The 21,474-nt window shown below is 55.8% G+C and carries 14 protein-coding genes and 1 tRNA gene; 6 read left to right on the forward strand and 9 right to left on the reverse strand.

Annotation, left to right across the window (positions count from 1 at the left end; all coding sequences use genetic code 11):
• Positions 1–51: 51 nt before the first annotated feature.
• On the forward strand, positions 52–4,029 hold the full coding sequence (locus SV7mr_RS01860) for a hypothetical protein (RefSeq protein WP_145268688.1): 3,978 nt from the start codon (positions 52–54) through the stop codon (positions 4,027–4,029).
• A 27-nt stretch (positions 4,030–4,056) separates the two neighbouring features.
• Here SV7mr_RS01860 and SV7mr_RS01865 read toward each other — a convergent pair whose 3' ends face one another.
• A complete protein-coding gene (locus SV7mr_RS01865) occupies positions 4,057–4,740 on the reverse strand; it encodes a tRNA (adenine(22)-N(1))-methyltransferase (protein ID WP_419187975.1) in 684 nt (227 codons plus the stop codon).
• 341 nt (positions 4,741–5,081) lie between these two features.
• Between SV7mr_RS01865 and SV7mr_RS01870 the strand changes: the two genes are divergently transcribed.
• A complete protein-coding gene (locus SV7mr_RS01870; protein ID WP_419187976.1) occupies positions 5,082–7,913 on the forward strand; it encodes a PSD1 and planctomycete cytochrome C domain-containing protein in 2,832 nt (943 codons plus the stop codon).
• 61 nt (positions 7,914–7,974) lie between these two features.
• A complete protein-coding gene (locus SV7mr_RS01875) occupies positions 7,975–9,477 on the forward strand; it encodes a DUF1501 domain-containing protein (protein ID WP_145268692.1) in 1,503 nt (500 codons plus the stop codon).
• Positions 9,478–9,503: 26 nt separating this feature from the next.
• Here SV7mr_RS01875 and SV7mr_RS01880 read toward each other — a convergent pair whose 3' ends face one another.
• The 5 genes from SV7mr_RS01880 to rho all read right to left on the reverse strand — a co-directional run bounded on the left by SV7mr_RS01880 (position 9,504) and on the right by rho (position 13,573).
• Positions 9,504–9,857, reverse strand: a complete 354-nt coding sequence (locus tag SV7mr_RS01880; RefSeq protein WP_145268693.1) for a MoaD/ThiS family protein — start codon at positions 9,855–9,857, stop codon at positions 9,504–9,506.
• Positions 9,858–9,940: 83 nt separating this feature from the next.
• The gene (locus SV7mr_RS01885) at positions 9,941–11,044 is read right to left on the reverse strand and encodes a Gfo/Idh/MocA family protein (RefSeq protein WP_145268695.1); all 1,104 of its coding nucleotides are present in this window, start codon (positions 11,042–11,044) and stop codon (positions 9,941–9,943) included.
• Positions 11,041–11,811, reverse strand: a complete 771-nt coding sequence (locus tag SV7mr_RS01890; protein ID WP_419187977.1) for a GDSL-type esterase/lipase family protein — start codon at positions 11,809–11,811, stop codon at positions 11,041–11,043. The genes SV7mr_RS01885 and SV7mr_RS01890 overlap by 4 nt, the downstream gene beginning before the upstream one ends.
• Before the next feature lie 252 nt (positions 11,812–12,063).
• Positions 12,064–12,146: transfer RNA gene (locus tag SV7mr_RS25010), tRNA-Ser, on the reverse strand.
• 104 nt (positions 12,147–12,250) lie between these two features.
• Positions 12,251–13,573 carry a transcription termination factor Rho gene (gene rho / locus SV7mr_RS01895; protein WP_145268699.1) on the reverse strand — a complete coding sequence of 441 codons (1,323 nt, stop codon included), beginning with the start codon at positions 13,571–13,573 and terminating at the stop codon, positions 12,251–12,253.
• 1,379 nt (positions 13,574–14,952) lie between these two features.
• On the opposite strand from rho, the gene SV7mr_RS01900 reads away from it, so the two are divergent.
• Entirely contained in the window at positions 14,953–16,227 is a 1,275-nt protein-coding gene (locus tag SV7mr_RS01900; RefSeq protein WP_145268701.1) for a thioredoxin family protein, read from the forward strand.
• Between the two features lie 28 nt (positions 16,228–16,255).
• On the opposite strand, the gene SV7mr_RS01905 is transcribed toward SV7mr_RS01900, so the two are convergent.
• Both SV7mr_RS01905 and SV7mr_RS01910 read right to left on the reverse strand, forming a co-directional pair.
• On the reverse strand, positions 16,256–16,537 hold the full coding sequence (locus SV7mr_RS01905; protein ID WP_145268702.1) for a hypothetical protein: 282 nt from the start codon (positions 16,535–16,537) through the stop codon (positions 16,256–16,258).
• A 76-nt stretch (positions 16,538–16,613) separates the two neighbouring features.
• Complete coding sequence (locus tag SV7mr_RS01910) at positions 16,614–17,282, reverse strand: tetratricopeptide repeat protein (RefSeq protein ID WP_419187978.1); 669 nt, start codon at positions 17,280–17,282, stop codon at positions 16,614–16,616.
• Between the two features lie 837 nt (positions 17,283–18,119).
• Here SV7mr_RS01910 and SV7mr_RS01915 point away from each other — a divergent pair.
• Positions 18,120–19,424 carry a hypothetical protein gene (locus SV7mr_RS01915; protein ID WP_419187979.1) on the forward strand — a complete coding sequence of 435 codons (1,305 nt, stop codon included), beginning with the start codon at positions 18,120–18,122 and terminating at the stop codon, positions 19,422–19,424.
• A gap of 247 nt (positions 19,425–19,671) precedes the next feature.
• Entirely contained in the window at positions 19,672–20,511 is an 840-nt protein-coding gene (locus SV7mr_RS01920; protein WP_145268708.1) for an MBL fold metallo-hydrolase, read from the forward strand.
• A gap of 9 nt (positions 20,512–20,520) precedes the next feature.
• Here SV7mr_RS01920 and SV7mr_RS01925 read toward each other — a convergent pair whose 3' ends face one another.
• Positions 20,521–21,474 (reverse strand): hypothetical protein, encoded by a 954-nt coding sequence (locus SV7mr_RS01925; RefSeq protein ID WP_419187980.1) that lies wholly within the window; start codon positions 21,472–21,474, stop codon positions 20,521–20,523.

Genomic DNA, 21,474 nt, shown 5'->3' on the forward strand with positions numbered 1-21,474 from the left:
TCCCGTGCGTTGCTTTTTCCATCTCTTGGCGGATTTCCGAGAATCTCATTCATGGCAACCAGCATCCCCTCTGCAAATGCTCCGGCAGCTCATTCCACCGACCAGCTCATCGGCCAGCGTCTCGACGAGGCTCGCCGTGCTCTCTGGTTCGGTGAACTGACGCGGACCGCCCTGCGCGCTGTGATCGCGTGCTTTGTGGTCACGTTGGCATGGATCGTGATCGATCAGTGGATCTACTCGCCCGGGTTGATGGTGCGCACGCTGTGCTTTCTTACTTTCGGTGCGGCATTGATCTGGTACTGCGTTGCCCGGCTGTGGCCCGTCCTGACATCCAAGGTGACCGACGAGTATGCCGCCTGGGCACTCGAACAAGAACATCCAGACTTCCGTCAGCAGCTGACCAGCTACGTGACCTTAAAAGACCAGCAAAGCGGTTTTCGCGCTCGCGTGGTCAAAGTCATCGGCGCTCGCGCAGCCAGTTTGCTGCGGATCAATGAGTCCCTGCCCGCCGAAGCCGTGGGAACGTTTTCTTGGTGGTTGGTCACGATTGCTGCATTCTTTATTCTGGCCCTGTACTGTGTCCTGACACCAAAAAGCCCTTTGGTCTCTGCCCAGCGACTGTTCCTGCCGCTGGCGACAGTTGAACCTGCCAAGCGTGTGACCATCTTGGATGTTCAGCCAGGCAGTGCTCAGGTCTTGGCTGGTCGTACTGTCGAGTTTTCTGCCGAGGTTGCGGGTCTGTACAGCGACGAATCGGTGCAGTGTGTCTGGGCCAGTGATGGACCGGTTCGCGAATTGCCCATGGAAGTCGATCCAGACAGCGGTCTTTATCTGGCCGCCCTGTCGCTGGACCCTTCCATGTCCGGACACATCGAGTATCAAATCACTGCAGGCGATGCCAAGTCAGGACCCTATCGGCTGGACATCGAAAATCTACCCGTTGTCGCGGTACGCAAGATCCAAATCCGTCCACCGGATTACACAGGCCATCGAGCACGAACCACCAGCAGTCCCTCGATCTCCGTGATCGACGGCACGATGGTGCAACTCTCCGCCGTTTCCAGCCGTCCCGTTGTCAAAGCGGAATTGCAGTTCAACATCAAGGCCGTTGGCAGTGACCAGCAGCCCTCCGCAGCGCGGATCCCGATGCAGATTGCCGATGACGGAAAAACGCTGCAGGTGGAAACCGTCTTGCATGCAGTCGCCAATCACAGCCGCGCCACACAGCCGGTCAACTATCGAATCAAAGTGTGGGACCAACAAGGCCAGTCCAACCCCCAGCCAATCGTCTACCCGATCGAAGTGATCGCGGATCTGTCTCCCGAGGTGGCCATTGTGTTGCCCAAGCGTTCGCCGATCAAACTGCCTGTCAACGGCCAGCAGACGATTGAAGTTCATGCCATGGACGCTGATTTTCAGTTGAGCACACTGCAGCTGAAAATCTCTGATGGCATCGGCGAACTCAAGTCACCGCTGATCTGGATTAACGAAGATGGCTTTAGCGGACGCGGAAACCAAATCGCTGAATTCCGTTTCCGCCCCCAAGACTTTGGCTTAAAAGCCGGCGAAATTGTTCAAGTGATCGCCACCGCTGCCGACAATCGCTTCTTGCCAGATGATCCCTTTGGCGGCCCCAACCAAGCGGTGACCGATCCTCTGGAAATCCAAATCATTGCCGCAGAGCAAAACCTGCCCGAAGAGCCACAGGAAAATGACGGGTTGTCCAAGCCCGACCAGCAACCGCCGTCGGATGTTGATCAGCAACAGGATCAAGAGCAACAAGGGGAAGACGGCGAGTCGGGAAATAAGGGCCAATCTGGAGACAAAGGCGAGTCGGGCCAGAACGGGCAATCGGGCCAGAACGGGCAACCGGGCCAGAACAACCCGTCTGGTGATGACGCTCAAATGAATCAGGGTCAGGGTCAGAGCCAGGATCAGGACCAACCCGCGGACGAGAATCAGCAAGATGGCCAGGATTCCGAAAGCCAGACCGGTGAAGGCCAACAGGGCGATCAAGGGGAACAGGGCGACCAAAACCAACAGGATCAAGGGCAGTCCGGAGATCAAGGCCAGCAAGGCGACAACGACCAGCAGGGCGATGGCAACCAGCAGGGAAACACTGGCCAGCAGGGCGATAGCGGCCAGCAGAACGGTCAAGGTGGGGCTGATTCAGGCAATTCATCCATGCAGGATCAACCTGCCGGCCAGCAGGGGGATTCGAGTACGCAGTCAGGCGGTGGCCAGTCCTCCGCAGGACAAGACTCGCCGCCCAGCGGTGATCAGCCATCTGCCGATGAGGGGAACGCCGGTGGGCAAGATCAAAATCAGACCGCAGGCCAGGATTCAACGGGACAGGATCCGTCCACTGGAAATCAATCCGGTGACGGCATGACAGATCCCCAGGACGCACCGCCCAACTCGGGCGACCAAGCCAATCGGCAACCCCCATCAGGCCAAGGCCAATCTTCGCCCGACCAACAACAGCCTGTTCAGGACGATGCGGATGCCTTTGAACGAATCAAGGACTACATCGAACAGCAGAAAAATCCCAAACAACAGGGACAAAACCAAAGTCAGCAGCAGAAGGGACAGGGCCAGCAGGGCAGCGCCAGTGATCAGTCAGGCGATTCCACACAGCAACCCGATCAGACCAACGGATCTGAATCAGGGGGCGATCAGAAAAGTGGGGACGCAGGGAAGGGTGAGTCTGATCCTAGCCAAATGACCGATCCAGGGCAGGAAAATAAAGGCCCTGACGAGGTGGGGACAGGCCAGCAGCCTGAGACGACTGACAAGCCCCAGGGAAGTGGCGACAATGAAGCCCAGGGAAGTGGCGACAATGAAGCCCAGGGAAGCGAAGCCGCACCGATGAACGAGCAAGGTGATCAGGCTAACAATCAGAACGGCGACCAGAACGCGGATTCAGGTTCAACCAGCGATGCTCAAGATCAATCGCAGGGTTCTGGACAGCCGTCCAATCATCAAGATCCTCCTCAGCAACCCTCGGCAACGGACAAGCCGTCTGGCGACGATCGCTCTGCAAACACCGGTGACCAGCAGACCAAAGATCCCAAAACTGACGCTGATCAAACCGGTACTCAGGGGCAAGATGACTCGCAAACGGGCGGTCAGAATGAGCAGGCCGGTTCGCAGGCAAACGATGATTCATCAACAGGAGATTCATCAACAGATCCCCAGGGCCAGCAAGACCAGAACTCTGGTGGTCAATCCGATCAACCGATGAATGATGCCAATCGCGATCAGAACTCAGGCCAGGACGATGGTCAATCTGAGATGAATGATCGCCAAAGTGACTCCGAAAATAGCAGTGATCCACAAACGGGACAGGGTGAAGGTCAGCAGGACCAAACGGGGCAAAGTGGACAGGACCAAACCCCGTCGCAAGACAATCAGAACTCTGGCGAGCAGAACTCTGGCGAGCAGAACTCTGGCGAGCAGAACTCTGGCGAGCAGAACTCTGGCGAGCAGAACTCTGGTCAGCCTAGTAATCCTCGGCAGAAGCCCGGCCAGCAGGAAGGGGACGACCCAAATTCAAGCGATCAGCCAGGAGAGCAGCCCAGCCAGGAGCAAAGCCAGGAGGGCAACAATGGCCGTCCTGATTCTAATGGGACGGGGTCTCAGCCAGCACAGCAGACCGTTCCGCCTCCTCCGCCAGATTTGGAGTACACCAAAAAGGCAACCGACATGGTCTTGGATTACTTGAAGGAGCCGCGTGATCAGTTTGACCCTGAATTGCTCAATGACCTCGGTTGGACGGAACAAGACATGCGCCGATTCCAACAGCGTTGGGAACGGGTTCGCCAGTTGGATCAGCCTGGAGCGGATGCAAGCGATCAGCAATCGTTCGGAGATGCACTGCGCAGCTTGGGGCTCAAGCCCGGTCGCAACGCGGCAAAGTCCAATGGACTGGGAACCGATGGATTGCGTCACCTGAACGACGCTCGAACACGCCGCCCCCCACCACCGGCACTGCGTGATGCTTTTGAAGCCTTTCAGCGTCGACAGTAATCAGACGCTGGGGCGTTGCGTGACCGTTTACCGGTTCAACGCCGACTTTAATGCATCCAGCCTGTGTTGTGAGGCCGGTGTCCGCTTGGGCAATCCTGCTAGATGATCATGTTGCTGCTGCCACATCTTGATCGCTGACTCCGGGCGGTGCCGCAGCAGGCAAGGGCCCAGCAAGAACGCTGTTTCTAAATCAAGCGAATCATAGGCGGTGTCTCGCCGGTGATCGGATTGGGTTTCAAAACGCATGACTTGATAGCGGCCGCCACGGACAACGGTTTCCGCGATGATGGGCAATCCGTTTTCGTAGGCCCAGCGACGGACCAGATCCAGGTGATCGTTGGGTTGCAGGACCACCACTGGCGGCAGTCGTTCAGGGTGGGCCGCTAGAATTTTGCAAATCGCTCGGCCACCCATGCCACTGATGCTCAAGCTGTCCGCTTCGTCCGTTGCCAGGCCGTCGAGCCCATTGGCGAGTCGAACCTGGACGTTCAGCCCAGCGAGAGTCCGTTGAGCCATTTGTAGCGGCGCTGTTTTGTTTTCGATGGCGATTCCGGCATCCACGTTTCCCGTCGCGATCAACCAAGCCAGCAGGTAGCCATGATCGCATCCGATATCCACGTGAGCCAGTTGACAGGGCTGGCGCTGGCGTCCCTCGATCAGCTGCTCGGCCACACACTTCAGACGGTCATCCAGTGGGCGAGCGGGTTTCATCAAGGACTGGTTTGGGCTGCGTGTGTGAGATGAATGGACCCCATCGGCTCGCGCCGACAGGCCAGAACCTGCAGTGCAGGGCGTCAAGCCGTCGCTGTGATGGCACCCATCTGAGGCGGTGTTTGACCAAATTATCGCGTATTGGGGTGGGGGCGCAAACGTTGCCTCACAAATTATCTGACTTTTGCCCGCCAACGAGTGGTAAATCTGCCGCATTGGGGAATCATCTACTAAGGCCTCCGATCCGCTGCTTGCCAGCTCGCGGCTCTGGCCAACGAATTAAACTGTGGATTGCGTGATTGCACACCACATTTCATTACCTTGTCCATTGATCGAGTCGCATGCAACGTTTCGTTTTTGACACTCCTGTTCGCTCCATGCGATGGGGCATTGCTTGGTTCGGTTTTTGGGTTGCCGCTGGGATCGGTTGTCCTGGCTGGGCTCAACAGCCACCGTCGGCGTCCGCTGAATCGGTGGACCGAATTGATTTTGAATCTCAAGTGCTGCCAATCTTGCAAGACTCCTGCCAGCACTGTCATGGCGAGGATGAACAAGAGTCGGGATTTCGAGTCGATGGACGCGCGCATCTGTTGCGTGGCGGTGACTCCGGGGCTGCTGCCATCGTTCCAGGTGATCCCCAGAGCAGCTACTTATTGGATCTGGTCAAGCATGTCGAAGAAGGCATGGAAATGCCGCCAGATGAAGACAAGTTAAGCAAGCAGCAAATCGATGTGCTCGCCCGCTGGATCCGCCAAGGTGCGGTGTGGCCAGGGCAGATGGAGGCGGTTGAGTTAAAACTGCAGGGGGCTGATCACTGGGCCTTCCAAAAGGTGACGCGCCCCGAAGTTCCCCCAGGTAGCCAGCATCCGGTCGATGCGTTCATCGATCAGGCGTTAGCAAAGCAACAGCTCACCGCAAACGGATCTGCCGACCCACGACAGTTGATTCGCCGTGCGTCGATTGTGCTAACCGGTTTGATTCCGACCCCGGAACGCGTGGAACAGTTTGTGGCTGATTCCAGGAAAGATCCTGCGACATCGTACGAGCATCTTGTGGATGAACTCTTGCAGTCACCACATTTTGGCGAGCGTTGGGCTCAGCACTGGTTGGACGTGATTCGCTGGTCGGAAAGCAATGGATCAGAATCAAATCTTTATCGTAAAAACGCCTGGGTTTACCGTGACTATGTGATTCGCAGTTTGAATGAAGACAAGCCGTACAACCAGTTTGTCCGTGAGCAGTTGGCTGGTGATGTGATGGGATCGGGGGAGGCATTGGGCTTCTTGGTTGCCGGTCCGCATGTTCCCGCGGCCACGGTGGGGCAAGAGGCGTCCGCGATTCGCCAGGCTCGAGCTGATCGAATGGATGAGGTCATGCAAACCGTCGGAGCTTCGATGATTGGCATGACCGTGGGCTGTGCACGTTGTCACAATCACAAATTTGATCCGCTGACAATCACGGATTATTACGCGATGACGGCTGTGTTTCAGGACATCGAATTCGGTAGTCGCTTTCCCGAACTCTCGCAGGACCATCCTCGTCGACAACGCGGCCAAGCGATTTGGACGCAAATCAACCAGCAACGCAATCGAATGCGACCGCACGGTGTTTGGGAGGAGAATTGGGGTGCCTATCGTGAAATGCACCTGCGTCCGGTGACCACCACTGCGGTCCGAATCAATTTTCAGTCCGTGGCTGTGGGAATCGATGAATTGGAAGTCTTTGGTCCCCAGGACAACCGAGAAAACCTTGCGCTCGCAGCCAGTGGCACCCAAGTCAGTGGTCCAGATGAAATGGTTGGTGATCCGCGTAACGTGATCACACGGCTGAACGATGGTGAATATGGAACCATGGCCTGGCGGGCTCGGGGCAATCCCAAAGACAAAACCAAGCGGCCCTACGCGATCTTTGAGTTTACTGAACCAAAGCAGATCAACCGTTTGCGAATCAGTTCGAACCGCGAGTACTTCTATGACACCGACTATCTGACGCAAAAGCCCGGTCTGAACTTTGGTGACTATGACGTTCAAGTGCGCGACCAAGAGGGGAACTGGAAAACCATCGCATCCAGTTGGTACATGAACCAACAGCTGAACAAGGACATTGCCGAGCGTGGTGAAGCGATGGAGCAGATTCAGCGGCTGATTGATCTGTTGGCAGAGGAAGGTCCGCGTCCAAGTTTCATCGGTCGATTTGTTGAACCCGCCGTTACCCGAGTGTTGCACCGGGGCAGTCCCGAAAATCCTAAAGCGGAGGTCATGCCTTCGGCTCCGGCTGTGTTTGGGGGCGATTTCGGATTGGGTTCCAACGCAACGGGTGCCCAACGCCGCCAGGCGTTTGCACAGTGGGTGGTCAGCCCTGAAAACCCACTGACGTCACGCGTGATGGTCAATCGCATTTGGCACCATCTCTTTGGTGCTGGGATTGTCACCACCACCTCTGACTTTGGCACCGCTGGTGCTGCACCCAGTCACCAAGCACTGCTGGATTACTTGGCTGCAGAGTTCGTGGCTCCAACTTCGGATCAGCTGCAGCCGTGGTCGGTCAAGTCGATGATTCGCCTGCTGGTCACCAGTGATGCATTCAAACGTTCATCACAGCCGCAGCAATCCGCACTGGCGATCGATGGCAGCAGTCGCATGCTATGGCGGTTCCCACCACGGCGTGTGGAGGCCGAAGTGGTGCGTGATTCGATCTTGCTTGCCTCAGGTGTGTTGAATCCAGAGAAGGGTGGGCGCAGCTATCGCATTCACAATATCAAGAAGACGTACGCGCAGTGGGAAGTGGTCGATAATCACGGCGCCGACACGTTCCGGCGCATGATTTACCAAGAGCGAATGCGGCGTGTCGATGATCAGATGTTCACTGCATTTGACTTCCCCGATTGTGGGCAAGTCCGTGCGAAACGCCCCGTTAGCACCACGCCGCTACAGGCTTTAAACCTGATGAACAGCCAGTTTGTTCAGCATCAAGCGGACCTGTTGGCCAAGCGGGCGATCGAGTTTGCAGCTGGCGACACCCAGGCCGCGATCAAACGTTGCTTCGAATTGCTGTTGGGACGCCAACCGGACAAGCAAGAAGTGGACGATTGTTTGCAAGTCGCTCAGCAGCATGGTTTGCCAATGGTTTGCCGAGCTCTGATCAATTCCAACGAGTTCATCTTTTTGCCGTGATCCAGCGCCGTCATTGGCTTCTCACACCACGATTCATTTTTCACTTTATCGGTTTTCAACCATGTCCAATCCTGAACGTCTTTCGCCGCTAGGCCGCCGGTTCCTTGATCGTCGTGGCTTTTTGGGGATCGCTGGCATGTCCACCGCTTCCTTAGGCTTGGCCAGCCTCTTGCAGCAGGATGGGTTGCTTGCTGCGGATTCGCGCACGACCAGTGGGAAGACTCCGATCCGTCCCGACGTTGATCCCGATCATCCTTACGCACCGAGGCAGGCTCATCATGACATGCCTGCCAAACAGGTGCTGGTGATCTATTGTCCCGGCGCTGTCAGCCATGTGGACACCTTTGATTACAAGCCCGCGCTGACCAAGCTGCACAACCAGAAGCCGCCGGGATTGCCCGCGGTGACGTTCGAAGGCCCGTCGGGAAACATCGCCAAACCCTTCTGGGACTTCAAGCCTCGTGGCCAGTCTGGAAAAATGGTGTCAGATCTTCTGCCGCACCTGGGTGAACTGGTCGATGACTTTAGTTTCATTCATTCGATGACCACCGACACCAGTGCTCACCCGCAGGGCGAGAACTTCATGAACACTGGTTTCACCATGGAGGGCTTCCCCAGTTTTGGTGCTTGGGTAACGTACGCGCTGGGCAGTGAAAACCAAGAATTGCCAGCATTCGTCGCGATCAATGATCCACGCGGTTTAGCACGCAGTGGCAAGAACAACTTCGGTAACGGCTTTTTGCCAGCTGCCTTCCAAGGCACCGATTTCAACGCCATGAATCCACCGAGCAACCTGCGACGTCCAGGGGCGATTAGTTTGCAGGCCGAACGTGACACGGTGTCGTTGTTGCAGCGACTGAACGAACGGCATTTGAGTCGCTTTCCCGGTGATGCTGACTTGGCCGGACGGATCGCCAGCTATGAGATGGCAGGCAAAATGCAGACCTCCGTGCCTTCGGTCATGGACTTGTCCAATGAAACTCAGCAGACCTTGGACGCCTATGGAGTCGAAGGTGGAAGCGAGCTGAAAGGCAAATACGCTCGCAACTGTCTTTTGGCCAGACGCTTGATTGAAAAAGGCGTGCGCGTCGTCCAGCTCTTTAATGGGAGCGATCCGGCCGGCGGCAATGGGATCACCAACTGGGACTCGCATAAGGACATTCTGAAGACCCATGCGATGCAAGCGGAGATCATGGATCAGCCAACGGCCGCACTGCTAGCCGATATGAAACAGCGTGGACTGCTGGATCAGACGCTGGTGGTTTGGGCGACTGAGTTTGGACGCATGCCGTTCTTGCAGGCCAACGGAACCGGACGCGATCATAACCCCAGTGCCTTCACGTGCTTCATGGCAGGCGCCGGTGTGAAGCAAGGTTTTAACTACGGCGAAAGCGACGAGTTTGGTTTCAAGGCAACGGTGAATCCAACCACGGTTTACGACTTCAACGCCACGATCTTGCACTTGATGGGCCTGGATCATGAACGTTTGACGTTCTATCACAACGGTTTGGAGCGTCGCTTGACGAACGTACACGGTCACGTCATCAAAGACCTGGTGATGTAGACGGTTGGCCATCATCCGTTTGGGCGTTAGCCACCGGCGATGGTTTGGAACAGGGTGATCACGTCGCCATCGGTGAGCGGATGCTGGTTGATAGCTGCTTTGGGAAGCATGCTGGAGTTGACAAACAGATTGAGATGCGTCAGCAGGTGTCCGTGTTCGTTACAGACAGCAGCATAGAGATCAGGTGATTGTGATTTCAGCTGGTGTAACGCATCGCCAACCGTCGAGGCGTTCAATTGGATTTCGTCAACGCCATCACATTGCGCTTGCAAGACAGAAGGGACTTCAATGGTGATCGCCATAGGGAGTTCAGCAGACTGGTAACGAGAAGTGAATCGGATGCCGCTGGAGAGATTGTAGCTCAGTCTATTGCAGTTCATAAAGCTAGGCTTTCGAAGGTTTCTCAGCCGAGAATCCCTGCGGTTTGGGCTTGCAATGCAGTCCTGATGGATGGTTTGAGCGGTTACGCATTCAGGACAGAGTCAATTGAAATCGCCTGCTGTTGTTTCGCCGAAAGGTAGCAGGCGTCGACCAGCGCCATCGTTTGCAAGTTGTCTTGGCCACTGGTCTCCGTTTGCTGATCGTTTGCAAGTGCGGTCAGTAGTTCAGCCATCGGACCTAAGAAGGCGTCGGGGAACCAGACGTGATTCCAGCGCGGCTGGTGCCAGCGTCCAGTTTTCGTCAGCGTGTACTCCAGTGTGCTTGGTTCTCGTTCGGGATACTTGGGCCAGCCGATGGTGCCTTTGGCCATCCCTTCGGTGCCTTCGAGACGATAGTGGATTCCCAGGTCGGCTTGGGCGCCCTCTCTGGCGGGACCTGCCCAAACATCATCACAGATCTGGCAACGCAGACCGCTGTCGTATTCCAAAATGTACAGGCCGATCCCATCTTGATGAGCAAACTGGGTGCGTGGGTCGGTGCGAAAGCTAGCGAAGACTCGTTGGGGTGTGCCAAACCAGCAGCGCATGGTGTCAAGGTGATGGATGGACATGATCCGGCATGTGACCCAGCCTTGTCGCTGTTGCCAAGGCATCCAGTGAGGAATGGCGCGCATGTCAAGCGTGGCCAGCACTGGGTCGCCGAGCCAATCGCGTCTTAACAGACTGGTCGCCGCGCGCACGCTTTGGTCGTACCGCATGTTTTGATTGACCGAAAGCGTGATGCCTGCTTGCTGGCAAAGGGCTACGATTTGCTTGGCCTCTGACAGGTTCACTCCTAATGGCTTTTGCGCCAAAATTCCGCGCAGGTGATCGCGCTGGCAAGCCGCCTGGATCACCTCCAGCAGACAGTCTGGTGGGACGGCGATGTCCAGCACATTGATGTCTTGGTTGTCTAGCAACTGGTGGTAGTCGGCGTAGACAGAGGGGATGTCATGTCGCGCGGCAACTTGTTGTGCGGTGTGGTGCGTTCGCGAGGCAATCCCGGTGGCATGAATTCCGGCCGCTGCATAGGCGACCAGATGGCAATCCGCCATGATGAACCCCGCGCCGATACAGCCGATGCGAAAGTCTGTGACCTCCGGAACCGGCGGCAGGTAATCAGCGGGCGTGATCTCGTAGTCGCTCATGCTTCGTCTGGGGTACCGAGCACATCGGCCAAGCGGCGTTTGATCAGCCGCGACCAAAGTTTGTAGCCGTCTGGATTGAGATGCAGCTGATCGTCCACGAATAGTTCGCTGCGCGGCTGTGTGTTTGTATCCAAGAAGTTGCCAGCGGTGGGGATGAAGTGCGTCCCGGGTGTGGTGAGGGCAACCTTTCGCAGTCTCGCATTGGCTTGGCGAATCGTTGGCCAGACATCAAACCGCTTTTTACAGGGTGTGATCTCGATGATGAAAAACGGGGCAGAGCTCTGGTGTTGTTGGGATTGTTCGATGATGTGGCGCGTCAGGCATTCCACTTCGTCGATGCTTAAGTCATCGTCGCTGCCGACGATTCCGTTGCCAACAAACATCACGATGGCGCGATACTGATGCGGTTGCACAATCTGCTTGGCAAACACGGCCATGTCACTGTACTTTGCGCCTCCATAGCCACGGCGGATCGTTTGGTAGGGCGTCATATCGGTGGCCATCGTGTCCCAGCGCCGAATGCTGCTGCTGCCGATAAACAGCACCGCATCGGGGTTATCTTTTTGGTTGGCATTCAGTTTGTCAAATGCGGCGATGTCTTTGGACCAACGTTTGATCGCAGCTTTTTCAAATCGCTTGATCAAGGCGTTTGTGGGCTGGTCGCAGACGTCATTGGAACTTGGCCGCCCTTGACGGTTCGCATCTTGGGCCAAGGTGGTGGTGGCTAGCCAGCAGGTCGTGACCAGCAGGGTCAGTGCGAATCTCATGTTAGAACTCATCGATGCGGCGGTATCAGGACAGGCGGCCTAGAAGCACAGGCGATGCAACAGTGTATTCGCTTTTGTTGGCACCGTGTGGTAGCGATCTGCCTGCCGCGTGGTGTCCGCAGTCGGCGATCAAGCAATTGAGCGGCGGTGGCTGGTGGCCAGCGGACGGTCGATAAAAAAAGCCCGCACACAAGTCAATGTGTGCGGGCTTTTTGTTCGATCTGGTCAGTCGCGATTGCGAGACCAGGAAAGCGGAGGGCATGGGACTCGAACCCACAGCCCCTTACGGGGTACGTCAGTTCCAGTGACGCTGCTCACCAATTCGCTTACCCTCCGGGAGCGGCCAAATTCTAATCCGAACAGGCCGCGAATGCCTAGTGCCTGAGCGGGCAAAATCGCAGACCGCTCAAAAGACACCGCCAGATCCATGGCGTTCGCGTTACAGCGAAGTTTTTGCGCCGCTGATCAGCTTGATGAATTCATCATTGCTTTCGAAGCGACCGAGTTGTTTCGTCAGTTGCTCCATCGCCTCGCTGGGGTGCATGCTGGAGAGTGTCCGACGCAGCATTGTGACGGCTTCGTAGGTCTCGTCGTCGTGCAGCAATTCTTCGCGGCGAGTACCACTTTGGCTGATGTCAATCGCTGGCCAGACACGGCGGTCAGCCAAGCGGCGATCGAGCACCAGTTCCATGTTACCGGTACCTTTGAACTCTTGGAAAATCGCTTCGTCCATTCGGCTGTTGGTATCCACCAAGGCGGTGCCGACAATGGTTAGCGAGCCCCCTTCTTGGAAAGCACGAGCGGTGGCAAAGAGTTTCTTGGGGATGTCCATCGCTTTGATGTCCAGACCGCCGGACATCGTCGCTCCACCGCGTCCACTACGGCCAACCCACTTGTTAAACGCACGTGCAAGGCGGGTGATCGAGTCCAGCATCAGGAACACATCTTGGCCCATTTCAGCCAAGCGGCGAGCGCGATCGATCACCAGTTGGCTAAGCCGCACATGGCTTTCCACGTCCATGTCCAGGCTACTGGCAACGACTTCACCCCCGAGGACATTGCGTCGCATGTCGGTGACTTCTTCGGGGCGTTCATCGATCAGCAAGACGATCAGTTTTAGCTCAGGATGATTGGCTGCGATCCCGCCTGCGATATCTTGCAGCATGATGGTTTTACCACTGCGTGGCGGAGCAACGATCAGTGCACGTTGTCCTTTGCCAAGTGGTGAAAGCAAGTCAATCACGCGGTTGGTGATCGGTTTTTGTCCGCGTTCCAGATGCAGCCATTCTTCCGGATTGATCGCCGTTAAGCTGTCAAAGGATTTGACATCTGGATAGGCCTCTGGCGAGATTCCATCGACGTCTAGGATCTCGCGAATCCGCGGCCCTTGCTGACGCTTGGTCTGCTGCATCATCGCTTTGATGTAGACACCTTGTCGCAAACCAAAACGCTCGATCATTGTGCCAGGCACAAAGGGGTCGGTGCGTTCACGCGAGTAATTGTTGTCGCGGCTGCGCAGGAATCCATACCCGTTAGGGTGCATTTCCAAAATGCCTTCACAGTCCTCTAAGGGAGCGTCTGTGATGACATCCGCTTCGCGATCGTAGTTTTGTGAGCCATTACCGCCGGGGCCTTTCCGCCGACGTCGTTGGTTCTTCGGCTTGCCATTGTTTCCCGAGCCATTGTTTCCCGAGCCGTTGTTTCCTGGGCCATTGAATTGGTTTCCAGGTCCGCGGCGGTTGAACCGTTTCTTTTTCGCCATGAGTCATCCAGAGAACGACACTGATTTCCTTTGCCTCGAAAGAATGAATGCGTGGGCAGCAGCGTCGATTCGGCGTATATAGTCAGAGTCCGCAGGATATGAACATTCACGACTGCCTTGCGAGGACTGCGGAGATAATCGCAAGGAGTCAATCCAGTAGTTGTGCAGGACCAAGCTGTTGTTTGGTCCATCAGTATCTAGGGGAGAACAGCGATCGCTGAAGCAAGTGGTTTGCCGGAGTTGCACTTCGCAAGTGCAACGAGCAAGCGTTTCAAAGCGTCCATTCCTTTCAACTTGTTCGCTGTTTCAGCATGCCAAGTGGCATGTCGCATTGTTTCACAAGGTAAGCCGTTGCGGGCTGCTTCCAAAACCTCGTGAAGGTTATGTCCTTGCCAACTGAACTGTGTTGCTCGTCTGCACCGCTCACTGAACGGCACTCCTCATTCATGACAGATTCACTGAATGTTTTGCGAGCAAAACGCAGCGAGACTGCTGGTGAGGTTGAGTCCGTGCCAATCAATGGGGGCAGCAATCAATGCAGCCAATGTGGTTGGGCAGACGCAGTCCAAACGGTTGGTTTGGGGAGGTTAATCTTGGGAAGCAGATTCACCAAGTATCAGAACCATCACACCGACCTTGGTCGGTCACGTCACAACATGTCACGCATGATGTTTGTGTGTCTGTGATATCGCGGCGGAGAAAGTTTCCTGCAGTTTCGTGCCAGGGGGATCCCGCCTTAAAAGCTGTGGCAACTATAACTTGTCTTTTCTGCTTGTCAAGTCGACTTCAAAGGGGCGGCGGTCGAGGGTTTGCAGGCGATCGGAAATCAGTCTCCCCCCGGCCGCCGGTGATGATCAAGATTTGCCACGCCTGGCGGTCGTCAAGCGCCTGGCCGTGGTCAAGCCGCCTGGCTGCGGCCAAACGCTCGGAGTCGCAGAGCCATTGCGGGTGATTCAGCCCGTTCGGCCGATTCCAACTGGGCTGATGATCGATCGCTGAGCTGGCGATCGCTGGCGCCAGCCCCGATTGTTGAGCGGGAATGAGTTTTCTCTAGTTTGCCAGGACTCTCTGGCTTGTTGGCTGATTTTCTTGTTCAGTTGGTATGGCGTCAAAGTTCGCCTATTTTGTACTTTCCGATTAAACGAATGCCCCGCGATGGCCGATGCACATCGTGAAGCGTTGCGCTTGGGAAACCGATTGCGGATTTGGCCGCAATGATGCAGCACAAGACAGTGTTGCCACGACTTGATTTGAATGCGTTGCACGAAGCAGTCCGCGTTCATCGGTCGCCACGGAGCCCATGGCTGAAGGCACAACGCACGACAGATACCTTATTGGCAGCCACAAAATTCCTTTCGGATTGATAGCAGGAACGCAGGATGCGACACGCAGCAATCTTGGCCGTAGTACTAACCTTTGCTGGGTTGGCTTCCCACCACGCAGATGCTCAAATCGCTTGGCAGAAAGACGGTCCGACGGCATTGGCGAAGGCCAAAGCCGAAGGCAAGTTGATGCTATTGCACTTCTACGATGACAACTGCATCTACTGTGACAAGCTCGAAGAAGGGGCGTTTCAGGACGCCAAAGTGATCGAGGCGATCAATCGCAATTATGTGACGATCAAAGTGCACGCGATGAGCAATCCAAAGCTCAAAAATCAATACAAGGTCGATGCTTTTCCGACCGAAGTGATCGTGACCACCGATGGCACGCTGTTGAACAAATACACCAGTCCACAGAACCCACGACACTATGTGCTAAGGTTGGCCGAAACGCGGATGGCTTACACACGCAATTTGGAACGAATTGCCGCTGCCAAACCAACTTCAACGACACAGCCAGCAGCGGCACCTGCCGCCACACAGCCTGTTGCCACGCAGCCCGCTGCAGCCACATCAAACGGATTCGCGTTGCCAAACGCCGTCCCCACTGCGTCGGCTACGCCGGTCACTGCCAATCCAGCACCTGCCAATCCAGCACCTGCCAATCCAGCACCTGCCAATCCAGCACCTGCCAATCCAGCACCTGCGACTGTCAGTGCACCAAGCGGTGGCTTTCAGTTGCCTGCGGGACCCGCTTTGCCACCTGCAGCTGCTCTGGCTGCGGACACCGCTTCACAGCAAGTGGTGCAGTCAGCGGAGTTAAAAAGCAACGCAACAGCCGTTGTGACCGAAACAAGTGTGCCGGAAGCAAACGCGGCTGAAGCAGCTGCGACCAATGCTCAGCCATCCTCTGCACCGCTTGCCAGTGCAGCAAAGCCCGCAAGCTCGCGGCCCAAGTTGGCGATGGAAGGCTTCTGTGCTGTCACGGTTGTCAAAAAGGAGCAATGGGTTGAAGGCAAGACCGAATTCGGCGTCATTCACTTGGGCAAGCTGTACCTGTTTGCCAGCCAAGAGACGATGGACGCTTTCTTGAAAGAGCCGATGCTGTACACGCCGGTCTTGAACGAAATCGACGTGGTACAGTTCTTTGACGAAAAGAAGATTGTCGTTGGGAAACGCGAATGGGCTGCCTTTGATCCCGTTCACAATCGCATGTTCTTCTTTGCCGATGAAGATTCTTTGGTCAAGTTTGAAAAGCAGTTTGAACGCTACGTTGATCCAGCGATCGACGTGATGCAGCGAGCCGTCAAGGAATCAAATCCCGAGACGTGATCCAGCTGATGAGCCGACGCAGTGGCACTTACGGCCGCTGCTGACCAGGGTTCTGTTGATTGGCATTCTCTGATTCGGGCCGCGCATAGCCGGGACGCACGCCCATCAGAATGCATGTTGCCGCCGTCAGAGAGATCACGCCAATGAGCAGCCACAGTGCTCGTGCGGTTGCCATGCCATAACGCTGCTTGATGCGATCAATGGATCGCAGACGATAAGGTGCTTGCCAAGAGCTTGCCGCAGCCAGCAGTGCAATCAGTCCCGCGATGATCGCGATACCAGAGACAATCCAGTCACTGAAGGATTCCATGCTCGCGACCTTGTACGAGTCGGTGATGCGGCGTGATGGCCAAGTCGTTTGAAAGCGGATTCAAAACCACTGACGACTAAACGTCGCTGCGTCGTAAACGGCGTCGCAGAGTGCGGAGTTGCAATCGAGCGTTATCGCAGTGCGGGTTGATGGTGATGCATCGCGAGAGTGCCTTGATCGCAGCTGGGATTCGCTTACGAGCAATTTCGCAGCGGCCGATGGATTGCCAAGCGGTGAAGTGATAACGGCAACGCCATAAGCATTGCGTGTAGCATTCAATTGCTTGCTGATAGTCTTTGGTTGCATGCAGGCAGAGCCCGAGCTGATAGTGGGCTTCAGCATACGAAGGGCATTGTGCAATCAATGTTCGCAAGATCGGCATCGCAGCGCTAAAGTTACCGCCATCAATCAAGTGCATCGCACGCAACAATCGCTGTTGGTGAACGGGAGCTGCGGAGCGAACCATGATGGCGCGAAAGCTGTCCTCGGCGACCATGCGCACCCCGCGATCCTGATCGCTCATCGCCCGGCCGATCACTTCAAGCAAGCTTGCATCACCAAGAATCCCCAACGCGATGCCAGCCGCACGTCGTTGTTCCATGTCGCCGTCACAAAGCAGGCGAGCGAGCGTCTCAGGGCTGTAGTGGCGATCAACTTCACTGGCAAACCGAGGTGAGTCGCAGGTCGACAGTAACCGGCGATAGGCGATTGCCAAGTGTGTTGTGTGTACAAGCGGGAAGGTCACGAGGATGTCCGTGGGTGATCGATAAGTGCTGAGGCGGGAGAGGATGAGGCGGTCGGAAAAGTCCAGCCGAGTTCAGTCAACGGCGCCGATGGTTGGCTCGTGTTGCCAATCTTGCGGCCGGTTTTGCTGCAGTCTGGGGCACGTTTTGCAGCAGTGGCTGGGACAGTTCGATTGGAAAAGCTGAGGTTGGATGCAGCAATTGCTGGCGTGGTTCCGCCCTCGTCTGCTTTCCAAGAAATTGTCGCCGTGACGTCAGCAGTTGTGGTGGGTGGGATTTCAATGCGCAGTTCGTTTGGGGACTAGTTTAATTGCCGTTGGCGCTGGATACAACAATGGGCGCTCACAGTTTTGGGTTCAGCGATTAACTTTGCTCTGCTCACGCCCCTACAGCCCTCCGTTGTCTCGCGTTACACGTCCTCTCGCTGGCCGCCCGTTACAATGGACTTTTCAGCTTGGTCTCTGCGCTGTCTTTCTATCTTCTCGATCTCCGGGAGTTCGGCAAGATCAGTCTGGCCTGGAAACCAGCAATCGAATGTCCGAACGTAGCGTTTATAACTGGCTTTTAGGCCTCAAAGTTTACCTGTCTGACAAACTGACCCTGATCCGTTGCTTAGCGTCGTTGGTAGAGTTAGGATTGCGAAGTCAGGTTGTTTTCCATTGTTGCCGTTCATGGCGCTCGAAGAGACCGTTGTTGCCCATTGTTTTGCTAGCAAGCAAGCGGCATGTTGGGTCTGGTTTGTGTGCGATGCAAAAAGAGAAAATCATTCGATGTTTGCCGAAAACATTTTGCTGGTCAGCCGCTCTGTGCTTCAGGCACTTGGGCAACGGCTCCCCGCAATGAATCGGCACAGGCTTTCCAAGATGCAGGATCGCTTGCTTGCCTCTGGTCCGCAGCATCGCAATCGGCTTCGCTGGATCTTGCTTTGTGCCATGCTGTTTGGTCTTGGCGACAGCCCGGTGTTGCCCGTGAATCCATTGGTTGCCACGGCAATCGCCCAGCGCCCCCAGTCATTGACTTTGACGTTCCAACAGCGCTGCCAATTGCCTCATGGTGCAGTGATTGAGCGTGTCCCGTTGCGTCAGGCGATTGATTCGGTTGCCAGGCCAGCCACGCCGACGTCGCTGAATGTCTGGTTGGATCGGTCGGTTAACCCGGATCAGTTGGTTACACCTGGGCCGCTGGGGCCTACACGCTTTGCGTCTCTGCAAGCGATCGCATCGGCGGCAGGTTGCCTGAGCGTTGCTGCGGGTGATTGCCTGATCATCGGACGGCCCGATTGGGTTGCCGCCATCGTGATGGAGCACCACCAAACGCTGGCAATACGTGCCAGTCGAGAGCGTCGGCGCATTGACATTCAATGGCCACAGTTGACGACACCTGAACAGGCTGTGGCTCTCTTGCGGCGCAAAGCACCGTGGGCAAAGTTGTCGCTACGAGAGCTTCCCCATGATTTATGGCCAGCGGTCAACTGGCAGCGTGTGTCGCCCGCGATGGCTTGGTTGTTGATCGAAGGGCAGTTTCTTGAGACAGCACAGATCGAAGGGAAGGCCAAGGTCGCTTTTCGGAAAGCGTATGGTGGTCCGTTTGCCGTGGCTGCCGCTCAACGCTCTGCGGAGGCTGTGGCGGACTTTCCGGTCACTGTTTCCGCCGGCGATGTCACGGTGACTGGTGACATCGAAACACACGCGCGATTCTGCGCACTGTGGCTGGGCGCCGCATCGCAGCAAGATCCACCGCAACTAAATCCGCGCAATCCAGCCGACCAGGGCAACCAGCCTGGGCAGCAAGATCAGCCCTCGGCCGGCGAGTCAATGGAGGATGTGGTCTCTCCGTCAAATCCAGGCGATGGCAGCGAACCTACAGTCGCTGTCATGGATCCATGGAAGGTGTTGCGCGCCGATCGCCGACAATTCACTTTGCAGGTGATAGATAAGCCAGCCGGGGCAGTGCTGTTGGCGTTGTTGCAAAATGCCGGCATTACCGCGGAGATCGATCCGGAAGCGAATCAAGCGGCTCAGACGTTGGTCAATTTGCAAGATCGAGACCAGACGTTGGAGCAGTTAGTGCGCCAGGTTTTGCGGACCGCATCGTTAAAATTAACGGTTGGTGCGGGCAAAGCACGGGTCGTCCCTGCGGATTGATTCCGAGCGCGTTTTTCGCTAAATCGACTGTGATCAAGGCTGCAGTGTTGCTACCGTCTGTGGTTGCCGATGATTGCGACTTGTCTTGTCGCTCCCAGCCTGTTAACTCAGCCTGTTAACTCAGCCTGTTAACTCAGCCTGTTAACTCAGCCTGTTAACTCAGCCTGTTAACTCAGCCTGTTAACTCAGCCTGGCAACCCAGCCCAGCTCATTCGTCTTCCGAACGGTTATTGGAGAACCATTAGCAATGGTAGAGAACATCCCTTTGATTCGTCATTGTCATGATGGACTGACGATTGAGGGTTATTCACGTGCAGCGGTCCAAACGTGTTGGCGACTGAACGAATTGAAATTGCTGTTTGATGTCGGTGCTCACCCATGGGACTTCATTGGTACGCCGACGTTGTTCATCAGCCATGCGCACTTGGATCACATTGCTGCACTGCCGTCTTATGTGTCTCGGCGACGAATGATGAAGATGGAACCTCCGGTGGTCTATTTGCCTGATTCGGCGGTGGATGATGCCTGGGAGATGTTGCAATCGTTTCGTCGGTTGGATCGAGGCAGTATGCCTTGCGAGCTGATTGGCATCAAAGCCGGTGATGAAATCGAGCACGGTCGAGAATACTTGGTGCGCGCCTTTCCCATGCGTCACACGATCACCGCCTTGGGGTTCGTGGTGTACCAGCTGCGCAACAAGCTGAAGCCCGAGTTCTTGAAGTTGTCCGGTGCTGAGATTCGCGACCTCAAGCAAAATGGCACGGAAATCACCACTGAACAACAGGTGCCGATCTTTGCCTACACCGGAGACACGTCACCACGTGGTTTAGATAACAATCCAGAGTTCTATCAAGCCAAAGTGCTGATCAGTGAGATCACCTTTGTCGCGCCTGAGCACCGCAAGGACTTGATTCACAAACATGGTCACATGCATGTGGATGATTATCGCGCTCGAGCGGACCAGTTTGCTAATGAGTTAATCGTTGGGGGGCACTTGAGCACGCGTTATCACGACAAGCAAGTGGAGACCCTGGTCCAACGAGCACTGCCAGGCATGCTGGATGATCGGCTCAAGCTGTGGATCTAAGCTGTGGCATTACCGCACCGTTTGCATGCCCAGTGATTCGATCCCGCAGTAACAACGCAGGGCAACCGTGCACAGCAGGGCCGCAAACGGCAACGTGACGACCAAGCCGATACCAAACAGGCCAAAGCCCAGGGCGATGCAGCCCGCGATCCAGCATCCAATCAAAAACGATGTCAGTGGATTGGCGGTGCTGATCTGTAGGCTGATCATCAAGTTCTGCTGCCGGAACCCGGTTGCCTCGCACAGTGGTAACAACGGCCAAAGCACCGTCAGCGAGCCGATCGACAACAGCAGGCCAATCAGCGAGGACAAGCCAATGCTGACGGTGCTGCCCACTGCAGAGGATTGAGCCGTCATCTGTGACGCGACGACCGGCACGCTGATGGCGATTGCTTGAGCGACCAACAGGCAAAGCGTCGCCAAGCTGGTGGCGATCAAGCCGTTGAATGATTGCGATGGGGCATCCGAGGGATCTGTTTTTGGCTCCCCTGCCGCATGGTCGGTTACTTTTCTCGCACGCAAGAATGCCTGCCAAGCAACAAAGCAAAGTGTCAAGGCAATCACTGGCGAATAGAAGTACAGCCAGCTGATGTCTGCTTTGGGGTTGTCAATCAGCGTCTGATTCGCCTCCAGGATTGGCATCACGATCAACGCCATCATCACCACCGCTGGAATCAAAAACCAGGCTAACAAGTACCCGTAATGTCGGCGCAATAAGGCAAAGGCCAGCGACGTGATCATCTCAATTCGAATGTTTGGCAGCGTCTGATCACGATGGTGCTCGCTCAGTAGGTTGCGCACTTGCTGCACCGGCGTTGCAATGTGTTGTTGCAACGTCGACGCGGTGAAGCTGGCGTTGCAGGCCGGGCAAAACGATGATCGACCTTGCGCCGAAAGCGGAAGCTCCAAGACGGCTTCGCAGGCAGGGCAAAGTTGCTGAAATGAATCCATGGTGTCAGTCAT

The organism is Stieleria bergensis, assembly GCA_007745635.1.
GTDB lineage: Bacteria > Planctomycetota > Planctomycetia > Pirellulales > Pirellulaceae > Stieleria > Stieleria bergensis.